The sequence below is a fragment of the Pedobacter sp. GW460-11-11-14-TSB4 genome (assembly GCF_059423705.1).
The window spans coordinates 200,515-218,245 of the sequence record NZ_JBWKYI010000004.1; the positions used below are offsets into that span (position 1 = coordinate 200,515).

Sequence of the window (17,731 nt, forward strand, 5' to 3'; positions counted from 1 at the left end):
AATAAAAATTAGATTTTGAAAAAATTAAAGCGTTAGGCTGATGCCACCCTGAATTGATTTTGCATTCGGATAAGCTGCCCTATCCATCCCCGTGCTTATCGAGTTCTGTCCATTGGTGCTTACCTCCGGATCGTAGCCAGTATACTTCGTCCACGTGTAAAGGTTAGAACCTGAGACATACACCCTTAGTGCACTTAATTTCAATTTGGAGAGTAAGCGGCCTGGAATGCTATAACCAATAGAAACATTTTTAAGTCTGATGAAAGCGCCATCCTCCACAAAGCGGTCAGAAATAGTTACTGCCGGGTTTTCGATGGCTTTGTGTACATCAGTATTCCGGTTGGTCGGTGTCCAGCGGTCAAGTAATGTCGCTACAGCACCGGTATAACCAGTTCCTAACTCCAGGTTGGCGCGCGTCCAGTTGAAGATTTTGTTCCCATACGAGGCATTGAAAAAAACCGACAAATCGAAATTTTTGCACCTAAAAGTATTGGTTATGCTTGCCAAAAATTTTGGTTGAGAACTACCCACAATCTTGCGATCGGCATCCTGCGTTATCGCACCATCACCATTCAGGTCTTTGTACTTTTGTAAGCCCGTAGCAGGATTTACACCATCAGTTTCGTACATGTAAAATGCACCGACCGATTCGCCAACTTTAATAATCTGGGTTGGTAAAGTGGTGGGACTGGCCGGATCTGTAACAAAGAAATAAGGCGCGCCACCAAGCGTAATAATTTTATTTCTGTTTGCAGAAAATATCAGGTTGGTTGTCCAGTTAAAATCGCCCTGGAAGTTTATGGTTTTCAGTCCTAACTCTACCCCTTTGTTCCTGACTACACCTAAATTCTGAAATGCACTGGTCAAACTTGAAGAATAGGGCACCGGAACTTCAAGCAATAAATCTGAAGTTCTTTTATAATACACATCAGTTGTTAACTGGATTCTGCCCGAAAACAGTTCCAGGTCGATACCAAAGTTATATTGAGCTGTTTTTTCCCATGTTAAATCAGGGTTTGCAAAACTGGCTATGGCTAAACCATTAACCAGGGTATTGGCAAAAGTGTATTGATAACTCGACAAGCGCGAAAGTGATCGGTATGGATCGATCTCCTGGTTACCGGTTACACCCGCACTAAAACGGAATTTCAACGAACTAATGGCTTTTATGCCTTGAAGAAATCCCTCATTCGAGGCATTCCAGGCAATTGCTGCCGAAGGGAAAGTTCCCCATTTGTTATTGATACCGAACCTTGAAGATCCATCGGCGCGGGCCGTTAAGGTTAAAAGGTATTTATTATCGTAGGCATAATTGATACGGGCAAGGAAGGATTGCAGTGCCCACTCTGTTTTTAATGATGTTGGGGTTGCCAGCACCGTTCCGGAAGCCAGATTATTGTATTTAAATGCATCGCTAACAAAATTTGAAGTACCTGCGGTAAAAACCTCGGTAACCGATTTTTGTTGTGTATTACCTAAAAGGATATCGAAGCTATGTTTTCCATTAACTGTTTTTTTGTAGTTAATTGTATTTTCATTTAGCCAGTTTAATGTTGATAAAGCGCCTATTGATGCATTTCCACCTGGCAGACTTTCGTAAAGTGCAGATGGCAGGTATCTGTTCTGTTTGTTATTGATGATATCTGCACCTAAAGAAACCCTGGCTGTTAATCCATCGATAATGGTATATTCTCCAAAACTGTTGGCCAAAAACCTGGTGGTTTTTGTTTCGTTGGTCTGCAAGCTTAAAGTAGCTATCGGGTTTGCAACCGTTGCCCCAAAACTACTGTTTGCCGTAAAATTCCCATTAGCATCTTTTACCGGAACAACGGGTACCATAGAAAGAATATTGGCCACAATCCCGCTTGGTGCCACATCGGCATGGGTTATACTTCCGTTCAGATAAGCCCCCAATTTGAATTTAGCGTTTACTTCATGATCAATATTTAGCTTTGCCGAATACCGGTCAAAACCTGTATTTAAAATTACCCCTTCTTGTTTGAAGTAATTTCCAGAAAGTAATAAACGTGTTTTTTCATTGCCCGACGAAATCGAAAGGCTGTGATTCTGCACGGGTGCTGTTCTGAAAGCCTCGCTTTGCCAGTCGGTTCCTTCTCCAAGCTGGTCTAACTGCGCCTGGGTATAAAAGGGCGCTTTACCCGCATCGGTAAGGGCATCGTTTTTTAGCGCTCCCCATTCCCTGGCATTCAATACACCTATATTCTTACTCACTTTTTGTGTACCGTAATAACCGCTGTAGTTAATGGAAAAACTGTTTTTGCTGCCTCTTTTAGTGGTAATCAGAATTACACCATTTGCACCACGAGAGCCGTAAATTGCAGTTGCAGAAGCATCCTTAAGTACATCTATCGATTCGATATCGGCTGGATTAATTGCAGAAAGTGGATTGATGGCCGGTCCGTTGGTGATACCGGCATCAACTGATGCATCGCCATTGTAAACCGGGAAACCATCAATTACATAAAGGGGTTCGTTCCCCGCATTAATAGATGTTCCACCACGCACCCGGATCGAAACGCCACCACCAGGCTGTCCGCTGGATTGGGTAACCTGGGCACCAGAAATTGCACCCTGGATAAGCCGGTCTGGTGAGGCCACCGGAACGCCTTTCAGTTCAGTGGGAACGGAGGAAAGTGAACCTGTAAAGTCGCTTTTTTTCTGCGTTCCGTAACCCACTACCACTACATTGTTCAGTGTATTTACCTGTTCCTCAAGTTTTACTTCAAGCGGCGAGCCGTTGGCTACTACCTGCAATGTTTTATAGCCTACAAAACTAATGGTAAGCGTATAGGGGAATTTTTGTCCAGTTACGAAACGAAAAATACCATTATTATCTGTTAGTGCCGTATGGGTAGTGCCATTTATGCCCACATTTACGCCTGGTAAGGTTTCACCCGTTCTGGCATCTCTAACCGTTCCGGTTAAAGTTGAATTAATAAGCGGAGTGGTTTGCGCATGCCCATTTTTTGAAAGTACAAGCAGCAAGAATAAAATCAGGAAGCTGAAGGTTATTTTTTTTCTTCCGATGAAAGAAACAGAGAATAGCTTCCTAAAGTATTGTGTAGGAAATTTTGAAGTAAGCGTGCGCCGGGCACGTACTTCATAGAAATTTTGCATAATTTTGTTTAGAATTAAGTTACCATTTGAATCAGGGCCAACGCCAATTGAGAACCTGGTTCGAAGATTTATTTAGTTTGGAGGGAGAAATGAAAATTTTTCCCTTTTTTTATTTTCTGCAGTTCATTTTCATTTGTTTTGGTTTATAGTTAAGAATCTGGTTATTTATCTTTTACACATCTGAAGCCAAGGTGCTCCAGACTGCTGTCTTCTGATGTTTTCATTCGCCTTGCAACCCGATATCCGGAGCAATAGCTGGCATTACATAAAAAGGAACCACCTCTGATCAATCTTTTTATGGCAAAAGTATCGTCAGGATCAAAAGATTTAGCCGGACCTCTGGGGTTATCGAAAACTTTGGCACTTGCATAATACCGGCTATCGTAATAATCTGAGCACCACTCCCATACATTACCCGCCATATCGTACAGCCCATAGTTATTGGGCTGATAAGACTTTACCGGTGCGGCATAATAGTAGCCATCTTTCTTCGCGTTTTGATTAGGAAATTCTCCTTCCCAGGTGTTTGCTTTCACTTTGCCTGCGTTGAGGGCTTCATTACCCCAGGGATAGATTTTATTTTCGAGTCCACCCCTCGCTGCCCACTCCCATTCCGCTTCGGTTGGTAAACGTTTTCCCGCCCATTTACAATAAGCTATTGCATCTTCAAAAGAGATGTGGACCACAGGGTAATTATCTTTATTTTTAATATCGCTCTTTGGCCCATGGGGATGTTTCCAATCCGCATTTTTGGTCCATACCCACCATTGAGAATAATCATTTAAATCGACCTTATTGACACTTGGCTTAAAAACCAGCGAAGCTTTTACGAGTAAACTGGGGTCAGGTTTAGGCGTATTAGGCGGAAGCTGTTTTTTGATCACCTCCCAGTCGGGCGTGCGCTCAGCAGTAGTTTTATAATGTGTTGCATCGACGAACTTTTTAAACTGGGCATTGGTTACTTCGGTCACATCAATATAAAAACCTTTAACACTTACCCGGTGCTTCGGATATTCATCGGCCTGTGCCTGCTTATCGTCGCCCCCCATTAAATAACTTCCGCCCTTTATCCAAACCATTCCACTGATGGTCTTTACCGCAACACCGGGTGTATTTTCTTTAGACTGGTTTAATGTTGTAAACTTCACTCCATACCTGTTTGGAAGCTTAGCTGAACAGCAAGATAAAACAGCATCAGCCACCGGATGAGATTTAACCACCGGGTATGCCTGCCTGAAGTTCAAAAAAGGGCATGCCAGAAAAATAACCAAAGAGCTGATTACCAGTTTCCTGAAAAGGAGATTCATAAAAGGGATAATAAGGATATACTAAATAATGTTTGTGACGAGCGCTTGGTTGTTAGCTGCACATACAACAATCTGCATCTATTCTACAACAGGTTTCAGCATGGCTTAAAACAACATTCAACTTAAAATCAGGTCGAGTAGATTTGTTAATGTAAAGATGGTTCATATCGTTATGTGTAACATTGACAGTGCAAATATATAAATATATCTATATTATCTATGGATATAGTAGATTTATTATAAATATTAAATAATCAGCATGATACATTAAGGATTTTGCAAAAAGAATGGCCTAAAAAAATACAGAATTGCCAATACTATAATGAAAAAGCTGGTGAGTTGACCTGGTAATCTGGTATATACTGACAAACTCAAAAATCCGCTTCAAACAAAAAAGCAGTCCTTTTCAGAACTGCTTTCAAAATTTTTATTGGAAATCTGATTTAGCTTTGCTCAATTTCCTTCAGGCTATTCATTTTTTTATAGGCTAAGAAACCTTTGATATCTTCAAAATGTTCACGAACACGTTTATTGCCAAATTCAAATACTTTTTGTACCAATCCATCTAAGAAATCGCGGTCGTGTGATACCAAAATCAAAGTACCATCAAAATCTTTCAACGCATCTTTAATAATGTCTTTGGTTTTCATATCCAAATGGTTGGTTGGCTCATCGAGGATTAATACATTTACGGGTTCTAACAACAGCTTGATCATGGCCAAACGGGTTTTCTCTCCACCTGAAAGTACCTTCACCTTTTTGGTGGTATCATCGCCACTGAACATAAAAGCGCCTAAAAGGTCTTTGATTTTTATTGAGCCATCGCTTAACGGAATCTGATCAATGGTTTCGAATACCGTTAGGTTCTCATCAAGTAAAGCCGCCTGATTTTGAGCAAAATAGCCAATTTTAGCATTGTGCCCTACCTTTAAACCACCTTCAAAATCAATCTCGTTCATAATGGCTTTAATCATGGTCGATTTTCCTTCACCATTTTTACCCACAAAAGCCACTTTTTCTCCCCGCTCGATCACCATTGATGCTTTTTCGAAAACTACATGATCGCCGTAAGTTTTGGTCAGCTCTTCTACCATTACCGGATACTGACCTGAACGTGGTGAGGGAGGAAACTTCAATCTTAATGCCGAGGTATCCACTTCATCAATTTCAATGACTTCAAGTTTCTCCAGCATTTTTACACGCGATTGCACCTGTAAAGTTTTAGAATAGGTTCCCCTAAAACGATCGATAAATTCCTGGTTATCGGCAATAAAACGTTGCTGTTCTTCGTAAGCTTTTAATTGGTGTACACGACGCTCGGCGCGCAATTGCAGGTAATGGGTGTATTTGGCTTTGTAATCGTATATCCTACCCATGGTTACCTCGATGGTACGATTGGTAATGTTATCTACAAAGGTACGGTCGTGTGAGATGACCATCACCGCCTTTGCCGAATTGATCAGGAAATCTTCCAGCCATTGAATACTTTCGATATCCATGTGGTTGGTCGGCTCATCCAGTAAAATCAGATCCGGTTTCTTTAATAAAATTTTGGCTAACTCAATACGCATGCGCCATCCACCCGAAAACTCAGCGGTTTGGCGGGTAAAGTCCTTACGTTCGAAACCCAGGCCTTTTAATACTTTCTCTACCTCTGCATCGTAATTGGTTTCTTCAATCGAATAAAATTTCTCGCTCAGTTCTGATACCCGTTCGATCAGCTTCATATAATCGTCGCTTTCGTAATCGGTACGAATTGTAAGCTGCTCGTTCAGCTCATCAAGCTCTTTTTGCATTTGATTCACCTCTGCAAAAGCTTTCATGGTTTCCTCAAAAACAGTAACGTTATCATGCGTAAGCAAGTGCTGTGGCAAATAGGCAATTACGGCTTCTTTCGGACCAGTTACACTGCCAGAAGTAGGTTTAGCTACATCAGCAATAATTTTTAGAATGGTCGACTTGCCTGCACCATTTTTACCCATTAGGGCGATTTTATCATTTTCATTTATCGAAAAGGTTACGTCGCTAAAAAGGGTGGTTCCGCCAAATGAAACGGAGATGTTATTTACATTAATCACGATTGGGAATATTAAATTCGCGGCAAAGATAAAGGAAAGCGGTTAAATTTTTGCCAGAATCTAATACATAAAAAAGGATCTCTTGAACGATTATTCAAAAGATCCTTTTTTATGATTAGTCCGTACCGGAATTTTAAGGAAGTTTGACTATTTCAGTTCAACTTCGGCCAATACCGGAAAATGATCTGAAGGAAATTTACCAAAATAGGTATCCGTCAAAATGCCCCACCTGGTTGCTGTAAATTGTTTGCTTATAAAGATATGATCAATTACGGTTTGCCCACGTGGCGTGCGGAACCCATTTGAAGATGAATTATTGGCATACGGAAACTTAACTTTTGTATGTGTATCTGATAAAACACCTGAAGTTGCGATTCTTTGATACCATTCGCTGTCTCTGCCCCCATTTAAATCGCCGGTTAACAAGGCTGGTGCATCACCGGCAATTTCAGCTATCTTTTTTAAGATTAGTTTACTGCTTTCTTTACGGGCAACAACCCCCTGATGATCATAGTGTACATTAAAGGCATAAAACTTCTTTTTGCTTTGCACATCTTCAAGGAAAACCCATGAGCAAATTCTATTGCAGCAGGTGGCGTCCCATCCTTTCCCTGGCTGATCAGGGCTTTCAGATAACCAGAAGTCACCACTTTTAAGCAGTTTAAAACGATCTTTACGATAAAAAACAGCAGAATGTTCCCCTCCATCTTTACCGTCATCTCTTCCCTTGCCATACCGCGCGTATTCTGGCAGGGCATTAGAAATATCATCCAACTGGTTTTTTAAACCTTCCTGAATTCCAAGTACATCGAACTTATGAAAGCGGATAAGGTTAGCAACAACAGGCGCCCTGTTTATCCATAAATTACCTGAATCAGCAGGGTTATCATAACGGATATTAAAGGTACCAATGGTAATCTGCTGCGCCTTCACCACCAATGTAGTTAAGGATAATAATAGTGCAGTCAACAATAATTTTATTTTCATTTTTATTTATCTGTTAAATCAGTAATTATTCCCAGCCTGGGTTTTGTTTCAGGTTAGGATTTCGTTGAAGATCGCTTAAAGGAATTGGATAATAATAATTTCGCTCATTCCATTTTCGTGGAATTTCTTTCATCCAGGTAAGTTCGCCAGAACTACCGTTCTTCAACAATTGTGAATTGGCCGCACCACCAATGGTTGCAGAAACATCCACATAAGTTACACCTGCTACTCCAGGTGTTGGGCGTGTTCCCTGATAAAATGCAACATCCAGAATACCATCCTCATTTAAATCCATAGGAGTATTTAAAGCTGGCACGTAGAAACCGTTCCATTCTTGCTCCATCAAAGGGCCTCTTTTCCATCTCAATAAATCAGCATAACGCAGTCCTTCCAGGCTCAGCTCAATACCACGTTCTCTCCTGATCTCCAGTAAGGTGGCATCAGTAATTCCTGGAAAGTAATTGGTAGTTAAATAAGGATCAGCAAAGGTTGGCTTGATACTTAAGCCTCCGGTAATTCCAGCCCTCGATCGTAGTGCACCGATGGTCAAAGCCCACTCCGCGTCAGTTAAAGTACCCAGTTCGGCTTTTGCCTCAGCATAATTCAGCAATACTTCTGCATAGCGAAATAAGGCTATTGCATTGGTATTCAGGGCACCTGCATCAAAGTAAGTATCATCAAGTGTGTATTTGATCGGCTGGTAACCTGTAAAGGTATAAGAGAAAACTGGCGGCGCAGGCACTTGCTGCCCACTGCTTATTCTTTTATAGTCGCCTAAACGGATGGTTTGCTTCAATCTTAAATCACGATTTTTCACCTCATCTTTAAAAAGCATTGTACTATAAGCCGGATCGTTGGTATATGGTGTACCATCCAGTTTCAGGAAAGTATTAATAAAGGTGCGGGTAAAACTTGCTTTAGCACCGTAGGTACCACTGGTCCACCACCAATTGGCCTCATTTAATACGCCAAGGTTAACATCAGCAACAGCTGCCTGAAGCACTTCATTTGCCAACGGTGTATTGCTTGTAAATACCTGACGATAAGATACCCCCGCACCTCCAGCTGTATTAAGTGAATAACCACCCTTTTTGATAATCTCGTCGGCAGCTGAGGCAGCATCTTCCAGCCATTTGTTTGCCGTTGCACCCAAACTTAACTCGGTATGATATTTCCTGTACGTGCCTTCAAAAAGACAGATCCGGGATTTGTAGGCATAGGCTACCCATTTGGTAATTGTGGTTCTGCTGGCATCGTTGGTGGCCAGAATATTGGCGCAGGCAAAATTGATATCGGCCAGTACTGAATCCATAACCAGTTCTCTTTTATTTCTGCCTGCATTTAATGCCGGGTCGTCAATATCTAAAGGCTTGTTAATCCAGGGTACATCGCCAAAACGCTTTACCTTTTCCATATAAAAATAAGCACGGAAATAACGTGCTATACCCAGGTAGTTATTGCGAACTGTAGCTGACACGGCGGGATCGTTACAGTTTTCGATAAAATAATTAATGTTCCTTAAATCTCTCCAGGTCCAGCCAGAGCTGTTATTGGCGGCAAAACCACCCTCGCGGATAAAATCAGGAACGGACTTCACGGCCAGATAATCGGACATTGCATCCTGGCTGGTAGAATTCTTGGGAAGAAAATCCATGCCATAAAAGGAGTTGGTATATAATTTTAGTCCGTTCTCTGTACCGAAAACAGCTTTTTTAGAGGCTGTTGATTCTGGTTGCTGATCTAACTTTTTGCAGGCGGCCAAACTCAGGCAGGCCAAAAGAATCCAGATATATTGTTTTTTCATCATTTCTATTATTTAGTAATCCACAGCTTAAAAACCAATGTTTAATCCAAAGGAGTAAGATTTCATTAAAGGATAGTTATAACCATCACCATTTGTACTGTTTGGATTCAGGTCCTGATCTGAAGGCACGGCATTTTCTACATCGATGGTATGTTTTACAATTTTGTACATCGGCGAGTAGGTAAATAGGTTTTCACCCGAGAAAAACACCTTCGCACTGCGTGCACCAATCTTGTTTATCCATTTGGCTGGCAGGTTATATCCCACCTGAAGGTTTTTCATTCTCAGGTAAGCCACATTTTGCAGGTATTTTGTTTGCGCCACGCCAAGTGTACGGTTGGTATTACTCGATGCCGCCCTCGACATTGTTCTTGGGAAGTAGGCATCGGTGTTCTGTGGTGTCCACATATTGCCCAAATGAAAAGTTGGGATATTGTTATATGGCCTGTTATACTGCCCCCAGAACATTTCTGTTTCGGTGCTTGGGTACCATTGTTGTTTGCCTACCCCCTGGAAGAATACAGAAAATGAGATATTATGCCAGTCTGCACCCAGATTAATACCATAAAGATATCTTGGTGCCGAATTACCGATGATTTTTCTATCTCCGGATTTGCCCACTTTATTCTCGCCTACGTTGATAAAACCATCTCCATTCAGGTCTTTAAGTTTGATATCGCCAGGGAACCATTTACCTGTTGGAGATGCCCTCATCTGTGGATCCTGTTTGGCATGAGCTGCTATATCGGCATCATCAATAAAGAAACCTTCGGTTTCATAGCCCCAAATTTCTCCCAAAGTTTGTCCTTCGTAATAATCGCTCAATAACTTATCCGGATTATTGTATTTATCGATCTTGGTTTTGTTATCAGAAAGGGTTAGCCTCACATTATACCTGAAGGGCTTATCCGATCTTCCGATCCGGTCATTCCAGCCTACCGAAACTTCCCAGCCACGGGTTGTTAAGTCTGCATAGTTCCCTTTGGGAACATCGGCCCCAAACACTGCGGGTGGCGTAAGCCCGAAAGTAAACATATCAGTAGTTTTACGGACATAAGCATCTCCTGTGAATGTCAAACGGCCTGAAAGCATGGTCAGATCTAAACCAAAGTTGGTCGTGGTAGAGGTTTCCCAGGTTAAGCCATCTGGCAATACTGCCGGAATTTTGGTTGTTTGTGGTTTAACACCATTCAGAATAACATTGGATTGGCTGATATTGAAGATCTCCTGAAATGCGTAGGAAGCAATATTACCGTTTCCAAGAGATCCGTAAGAAGCCCTTAATTTTAAATCGGAAATAAATTTATCAGATACTTTCCAGAAAGGCTCTTTATTGATCCTCCATCCTGCTGAAACTGAAGGAAAAAATCCATAACGCTGATTTGAAGGGAATTTTGATGATCCATCATAACGTGCATTTACCTCTACCAGATAACGATCTTTAAAAGCGTAGTTTAACCTGGAGAAACCACCCAAAATAGCCCACTGCTCATATCCTCCACCTGTGTTGATTGATTGGCCCAAAGCGAGGTTGAGGTCTGTGGCGTCTTCAAAAATAATTCCATTTCGCTGAATGGCAACGCGGTTATAAGTAGATTGCTCATAATTGTAACCTGCCATTACTTTTAAATAATGATCAGCCCCGAAACGGTTTTCGAACTCGGCATAAATATTAGTGGCCAGGTAATTCGTTTCCCGTTTATCAAACAACAGATCGTTAGTGGTTGTCCCTACGTAGGCCGTTACGCCGCGTACATTGCTATAAGGCACCTGCACCCTTTTCTGGTCGATATCGTTATTGGTATTGCGAAAGGTAAAATCAGCATTTACCCTTAATTTATTGTTTAAAAAACTGCTTCGTAAGCCTGTAATATTCCTAAAAACCTGACGTCGGGTATCAATCCCGTTTTTGCCGTAGATAAAATCGCCAACGGTATATGCAGAGGCGAAAGTTAATGATCCATCAGGATTAAACAAAGGCATTGTTGGCTTTCCTTCGTCGGCAATGTTCCGCCATATACCGCCACCTTCACCAACGTTAATTGGATTGTGATAATTCATCACGGAGTAATCGGCATTGTTTTCGATACTCAGCCATGGAAAAACCTGAACAGCACCTCTTGCACGGATATTTTTCATATCATAATCATCGCTGTTGTATCTAAACAAACCGCCCTGATTTAAGAAACGTCCTGAAACCAGAAATGAAGCTTTATCACCACCACCACTTACCGACAGGTTATTTTCAAAGGCAGCAGTATTCTTTTTATACAGCTCGGCATAATAATCGGTGCTGCCATAATAAGTATATTCTCCTGTAGTTGGATTAACCTCGATCTGATTGTAAGGCTGACCAGATTCTGCTCTTTTCTTAAACTCATCAAGATATGCCTGCGAGAATTTCTGGGTTTTGTTCGCATTTTGAGGAAAAGCACCATCGCCATTTACAAAAGCTTCAGCAAACATTTTTGCCCAGGTGTAACCATCAGTTACATAATCTGGAACCTGCAATGGGCTTTTTATTGAGTAATTGGATGAATATGCAACACTTGTGCGCCCTTTTTCAGCTTTTTTAGTGGTGATCAGCACAACACCAAAAACACCCCGTGCACCATAAATGGCTGCAGAGGCAGCATCCTTTAAGATGGAGACACTCTCAACATCGTTGGGATTAAGCAGACTCGGGTCTCCCTCAAAACCATCGATCAGGATCAGCGCACTCCCACCCTGACCGATGGAAGTTGTACCCCTGATATTATAGCTGGGTGACTGGGTGGGCTTACCATCCATCATTTTCAGATTTAGATTTGGAAGAAGTCCCTGAAGCCCTTGTGTAAGGTTGGTAATCGGTCTGTTCTCAATGCTCTTAGAGGTAATCTGATCAACCGCCCCGGTTGCATTTTCTCTCTTCTGGGTGCCATATCCTACAACAATCACCTCGTTTAAACTTCCGGTCTCTCCTTTAAGGGTTACATTTAGGGTGATTGTTTCGTTGCTTTTCGCTACAACTTTATTTAAGGTTACAGCCGTGTAAGAGATGAAACTTACCTGAATATTGTAGGTTCCGTCCGGAACATTTATGCTAAAGCTACCATCAGGTTTGCTTTGTACAACTTTGTTTAATTCCTTGATCAGTATGCTTGCACCCGGAAGTGGGTCGCCCTTTTCATCAACGATCTTACCACTGATGGTTCCTGTGCCTTGCTTTTTTATAGCATGTACTGCATGATCCCAATAAATCGCAGCGTTTGCAGGTACTGAGATTACACCGGATAATAGACTTGCCAATGATACGCATAGCAAAAACTTCCGCTTAAGCAGTAAAGGTTTTTTCATGTTAATTAAAAATTAGTAATCGGTTCTAAACCGTTTTAGTTTATATTCTGGGTCCCTTAGAATGCTGGCAAAGCTACTCGACCTATGTAAACACTATATTAACTTACTTTAATTTTTAAAGCCGAAATGAATGAGGTGAGGAATGGGGAGATTGATTTTTTTATTTTAGGATTTAGCGGAGAGCGTTAGGGGTTTAGCGATAAACTACACTAACCGCCAAATGCTAAAGGTTTAACAAAAAAGATTGTGAGCTAAAAAAAGAAAGTGCCATAGGAGTTTCCTAAGGCACTTTCTGATTAAGGGTGAAATTCCTTGCTTTTGTCAGCGCGGATAAATTGGATATTCTTTGATATTTATTTTATTACGATTATCCTTTGTAAAATACCAAATTCAACGAAATATGGATCATGTCAGAAATCAGTTCATCCTTTAAATCGGAAAAGAAATTACCTGATTTGTAGGTAATGCCCCATTTTGTTCGGTCAATATCCATTTCAGCCTCAGCTTTTAAACCACTTCCATTAGGGCTAATTGTAGCCACAAATACCAGCGGTTTGGTCACCCCTTTTATGGTCAGGTCACCAGTTACCTGATATTGATTTACCTTACCCGTTGCTACAATAGACTTCACATTGATGTTAGCTGTAGGATATTGGGTAGTTGCAAAGAAATTACCCGCCTTGACTACCTGTTCAGATTCCCTGTTTTCGCGTGGCAGCAACTTGTCCACCGCAGTGATGGAAGTCATATTCATCACAAAATTGCCATTACGAAATTTCCCTTTTGCATCGGCATATAATACGCCCGAATTGAACAAAAGAAAGCCATTATGTCCACCATTAACCTTAGTAGCCTTCCAAAAGAGCTTGCTCATGTTCAAATCTAATTTGTAAACAATCGGCTTGCCAGCTGGCTGCTGCCTCGCCATAGTTGTATTGATCAGGCAGAACAGTATCGCCAAAACCACTACATATTTATTTTTTATGGGCTGGTTAATCAGCGCAATTTTAGGCCACCCGGCAACAGGCTTGCCTACCGAACTTTCCTTTTGCCGGGCAAAACCCGATAGGGGAAACATCATCGCCCGAAATAATAAAATAGTTTTTGTTTTCATAGGAACACAATTAGTCTGACAAATCTAATTTGGCCAGCGCATTCCATCACCAGTAATATTGTAAAAAGAATTGTAAAGAATGTAAATTCAATTTAAATGAGTAATGCTAGCCTTATAAAAGCTAGTGGATGATGAAATGAATGGCGGAGATATGATTGCTGATTGAATTATCCAATCATCACATTGCGGTGCTGGTACCTTGCCCATAAGTGATCAGCGATAGTGCGTAATTCGAACCACTTTGCGGACGAATTGATTGAATTAGGCGGTTATTCAAAAATTCTGGAGGAATAATAAGAAATGTATTAATCTCTTTTAGGACCATTAATTTCACTCGGCGTGATGCCAAATTCCTTTTTAAACACAAAATAAAAATGGGTTATATCTTCAAAGCCTAAATCAAGATAAATGTCGGTCGGTTTTTGCTTTTTTTCTTCAATGAGAAAACGGGCTTCTTCCAAACGTCTTTTTAACAGCCAACGATTGGGTGTTTCCTCGAATATAGTTTTAAAATCTCTTTTAAATGCAGATAAACTACGTCCCGTTAGAAATGCAAACCTTTCCATACTCACATTGAACTTGTAATTTTGTTGCATAAATTTTTCCAGGTCCAATCTTCCAGGAACGCCAAAATCAAAAAGAATGTCTGCCAACTCTGGATGTAATTGCAATAGAATGAGCAATAATTCTTCTCTTTTAATGGCTGAGAAAGTTGGGCTGATATTTCCCGAATTGTTATAGTACGGTTCTAACGACAACAAGAAGCTATTGATTAAATCATTTTTTTTCAGTTTAACAAATGCATCCTTTGAAATAAACTTTTTGAATACAATGGAGTGTTTTTTTTGAAATGCTTTTAAAAACACTTCATCAAAAAAAATGATCACTTTCTCGAACTCGTTATTGTCCCGTACTTTATTGTATCTGGCCAAATGATTTTTCCGGACAAGGCAACTTTCGCCCGGCTTCAACACATAATGTTTGTTGCCATCATAGCCATTCATCTTTCCTTTTGCCAGAAATACAAAGAAATGCTCGGCGATGAATTGTTCTGCCGAAAGTGCCGGACCTACGATGCAGGATTTTATTTCGGTTATTTTCATTTCGACAATTTAAAAATATCGTCTGCTTCCAAAATTTGTGTTGGATAACCTTTTGACACCGCATTAATCATCGCTTTCCCTACTTCAGAAAGTTTCAATGTTTTTGCCGGAAAAAATGGCGAGATCAGCGGGCCCAAAATTTTATAAATTGTCTTTACATTTTTCTGTCCTTTGCTTCCTGTCATTATTGCCGGACGAAAATTATACTGCCCCTTGAACGGCAGTTTCATCAATGCATTTTCGGTCCTTCCTTTTACCCTTGCCCACATTACTTTTCCTTTTTCTGTACTATCAGTGCGGTTCCCCGATACATAAATAAAAGTCATTCCAGGATTAATATCTGAAATTGTTGCGGCAAATGGAACTACAAAATCATAGGTCTTTTTAGTAAAGCTTTCCTCATTCTCGCCAACAGAACTTACGCCCGCGCAAAAGAAACATCCGTCGTAAGTTTTCAATAAATCCGAATGATTATTGATTTCCGAAAAATCTTTTAAAATCAATTCTTTCAGTTTTGGATGGCTTTTATCATAGTGTTTTCTTCCAATGATAAGCACTTCGCTTACCACAGGATGATCTAAGCATTCGAAAAGTACGCCTTCGCCCACCATTCCGGTGGCACCTGTTATGATTACTTTCATACGTTTACAATTTTTAAATCGATGAGACTATTTGCAGTAGCTAATATAGCTTCTTCATTGCTTTTTGGCTTCCATCCCAACAATGTTTTTGCCTTTTCGTTGCTGGCTTCTTTTATTAGCCCTAAATGGGGCACTATCATTTTAAGTTTTGGAATGAAAACCGACAATAACTTTACCAACCAATTAGGCCATTCTTTGGTTGGTACTTTACTTGCCATATCGCCTAAGTTTTTTCTAAGAATTTTAGCGATGTCCAATACTGAAATGCTTTCTCCGGCTACGGCAATAAAACGCTGACCAAGAGCCTGTGGCATCGTCATTGCCTTAAAATGCAGTCAGCTACATCGCGTACATCTACATAACCAAAACTCATTTTAGGGCATCCGCTTACTTCGCCATTGAGCATCTGTTTAATGGTTTGGATGGAATGGGAATAATCATCAGCCAGCACAGGCCCCAGAACACCAGTCGGGTTGACCACGGAAAGTTCCATGCCCGCTCCTTCATTTTTGATGAAATCCCAGGCCGCTTGCTCCGAAATGGTCTTAGAACGCTGGTAAGGTGCAACAGTCTCGTTGATGACCGTCCAATCTTCCTCGGTGTAAGGTGTTGTTTTTGTTGTTCCCATACCTACAGCACCGAAAGCAGATGTAAGTACCACTCTTTTTACACCTGCTTTTTTAGCAGCACGTAGTACAAACAGCACACCATTTTTTGCAGGAACCACAAAATCATCTTCTGTTTTTGCATCGGTATTTGGTGTGGGTGAAGCCACGTGGATAACATACTGGCATCCTTCGACGGCTTTCTTCCAACTGCGCTCATTTTGCAAATCGGCTTCCACAAAAGCTAAGTTTTCAAAAGAGTTGATACCCCCTTCTTTCAGCATTTGTTTGACCAACTCTGATTTGTGAAGGGAACGCAGCGTTGCTCTTACCTTGAAACCATTCTTCAATAAGGTAATCATGCAATAAGAAGCTATAAAACCCGATCCACCTGTAACTAAAACTGTTTCTTTATTTTCCATTTTTGAAGTTTTGATAAGACAAAGTTCAACGATAAAAAAGTCAAAAAGCTTGTTATAAGGTCCAAATTTACTTGCTGTAAAGGTCAGCATTTGATAGCTGATCACAATCCGAATAGAACCTAGTATTGCAATAATGAGAAATTATGGGTTTCCTTTTCTAAAGGATATAGATGACCAGCATCGAATCAAGAAATAGATTAATAAGAAACTATTTTTGCATCCTAAGTGCCAATATGGAGCTCGAAACCCAAACGGGTCTCCATCGCTTTTATTCAATGGTTTGAAAATAGTCTAAAAACAGAAAGTACTTTAAGATCTATTAAAGGCCCAACGGAGCAAAAGTTCAAATCAGCAATAAATTCATTGCTGATTTGCTGAAAGTCATCAAGGCGAAACATCAATATCTCATTAAAATTTTTGTTGCCTATGCCAACCGCTGGTTTATAATTTTTTTCTAATGTATGAAAAGCCATAGCACCCCATCACTAAAAGGGCTATCAGCCCAAGGCTATCCAGGCACGACATGATATATTGATACTCAGACCTGGGTGCACGGCCTGGGCTTACGGCTCTTTCTCTGAAAGCAGCAGAGAAGGAAGTAAATATGACTTGAGCACATTGGGTAGAGATTTGAGATCAGGAGGCGATATACGATTATTAGTCCGACACAAAAGAGTGAAATTTTTCTTAAATGGTAAACAGCTGTTTACCACCGCCTATAAAAACACAATTGGAAAAGTTTCTGGATTGAATTTTACATTCGGAGGCATTGGAGAATTAAGAGACATCTCGCTAAGGGATCTGAACACTGGTGAAACTTTTTAATTACCGGTATTTATAGCCAAAAAAGGATTGACCAGTTTCATTGAAATATCAAAATTACGATCCAGATTCAAAAAATGTTAAGTGGAAAATCCAGGATAAAAAATGATATAGCATTTAGCCGTGTTTAAGTAAGCCACAGTTAATATGCTGTTTATATAAGGTAAAATCGAGCCAACCAGTTGTTTAGCAACTATTAATTTTGTTTAAAGCTGAAACCAGTACAGCTTTTACCATTAAAACATATGTAGGGGAAGATATCAATAATGACTACAATGGCGCAATTTTATCCGGAAATGAACATGGCTAAGGCCTTTAATGATAGAAATAGTTAATCGCCAGATTTTCTGGCTCAGCGTCATTACCGCTTCTCT

General features: G+C 40.6%; 11 protein-coding genes. All 11 read right to left on the reverse strand.

Features of this window, described 5'->3' with window-relative positions:
- Positions 1-24: 24 nt before the first annotated feature.
- The 11 genes from AC07YT_RS06415 to AC07YT_RS06465 all read right to left on the reverse strand — a co-directional run bounded on the left by AC07YT_RS06415 (position 25) and on the right by AC07YT_RS06465 (position 16,535).
- Positions 25-3,138: a SusC/RagA family TonB-linked outer membrane protein gene (locus AC07YT_RS06415; protein WP_086545604.1), complete on the reverse strand. Its 3,114-nt coding sequence runs from the start codon at positions 3,136-3,138 to the stop codon at positions 25-27.
- A gap of 161 nt (positions 3,139-3,299) precedes the next feature.
- Complete coding sequence (locus AC07YT_RS06420) at positions 3,300-4,445, reverse strand: formylglycine-generating enzyme family protein (protein ID WP_086545603.1); 1,146 nt, start codon at positions 4,443-4,445, stop codon at positions 3,300-3,302.
- A gap of 443 nt (positions 4,446-4,888) precedes the next feature.
- Positions 4,889-6,523 (reverse strand): ribosomal protection-like ABC-F family protein, encoded by a 1,635-nt coding sequence (gene abc-f, locus AC07YT_RS06425; RefSeq protein WP_086545602.1) that lies wholly within the window; start codon positions 6,521-6,523, stop codon positions 4,889-4,891.
- 147 nt (positions 6,524-6,670) lie between these two features.
- Positions 6,671-7,510 carry an endonuclease/exonuclease/phosphatase family protein gene (locus AC07YT_RS06430; protein ID WP_494945234.1) on the reverse strand — a complete coding sequence of 280 codons (840 nt, stop codon included), beginning with the start codon at positions 7,508-7,510 and terminating at the stop codon, positions 6,671-6,673.
- A 25-nt stretch (positions 7,511-7,535) separates the two neighbouring features.
- Positions 7,536-9,317 carry a RagB/SusD family nutrient uptake outer membrane protein gene (locus AC07YT_RS06435; RefSeq protein ID WP_494945235.1) on the reverse strand — a complete coding sequence of 594 codons (1,782 nt, stop codon included), beginning with the start codon at positions 9,315-9,317 and terminating at the stop codon, positions 7,536-7,538.
- 24 nt (positions 9,318-9,341) lie between these two features.
- Positions 9,342-12,650 carry a SusC/RagA family TonB-linked outer membrane protein gene (locus AC07YT_RS06440; RefSeq protein ID WP_086545600.1) on the reverse strand — a complete coding sequence of 1,103 codons (3,309 nt, stop codon included), beginning with the start codon at positions 12,648-12,650 and terminating at the stop codon, positions 9,342-9,344.
- 367 nt (positions 12,651-13,017) lie between these two features.
- Positions 13,018-13,764 carry a YceI family protein gene (locus AC07YT_RS06445; RefSeq protein ID WP_086545599.1) on the reverse strand — a complete coding sequence of 249 codons (747 nt, stop codon included), beginning with the start codon at positions 13,762-13,764 and terminating at the stop codon, positions 13,018-13,020.
- A 305-nt stretch (positions 13,765-14,069) separates the two neighbouring features.
- On the reverse strand, positions 14,070-14,867 hold the full coding sequence (locus AC07YT_RS06450) for a helix-turn-helix domain-containing protein (RefSeq protein ID WP_086545598.1): 798 nt from the start codon (positions 14,865-14,867) through the stop codon (positions 14,070-14,072).
- On the reverse strand, positions 14,864-15,508 hold the full coding sequence (locus tag AC07YT_RS06455) for an NAD-dependent epimerase/dehydratase family protein (RefSeq protein WP_086545597.1): 645 nt from the start codon (positions 15,506-15,508) through the stop codon (positions 14,864-14,866). Before AC07YT_RS06455 ends, AC07YT_RS06450 begins: the two co-directional genes overlap by 4 nt.
- Entirely contained in the window at positions 15,505-15,822 is a 318-nt protein-coding gene (locus AC07YT_RS06460) for a hypothetical protein (protein WP_494945236.1), read from the reverse strand. Before AC07YT_RS06460 ends, AC07YT_RS06455 begins: the two co-directional genes overlap by 4 nt.
- Before the next feature lie 2 nt (positions 15,823-15,824).
- Positions 15,825-16,535, reverse strand: a complete 711-nt coding sequence (locus AC07YT_RS06465; RefSeq protein WP_494945237.1) for an SDR family oxidoreductase — start codon at positions 16,533-16,535, stop codon at positions 15,825-15,827.
- Between the last annotated feature and the right edge of the window lie 1,196 nt (positions 16,536-17,731).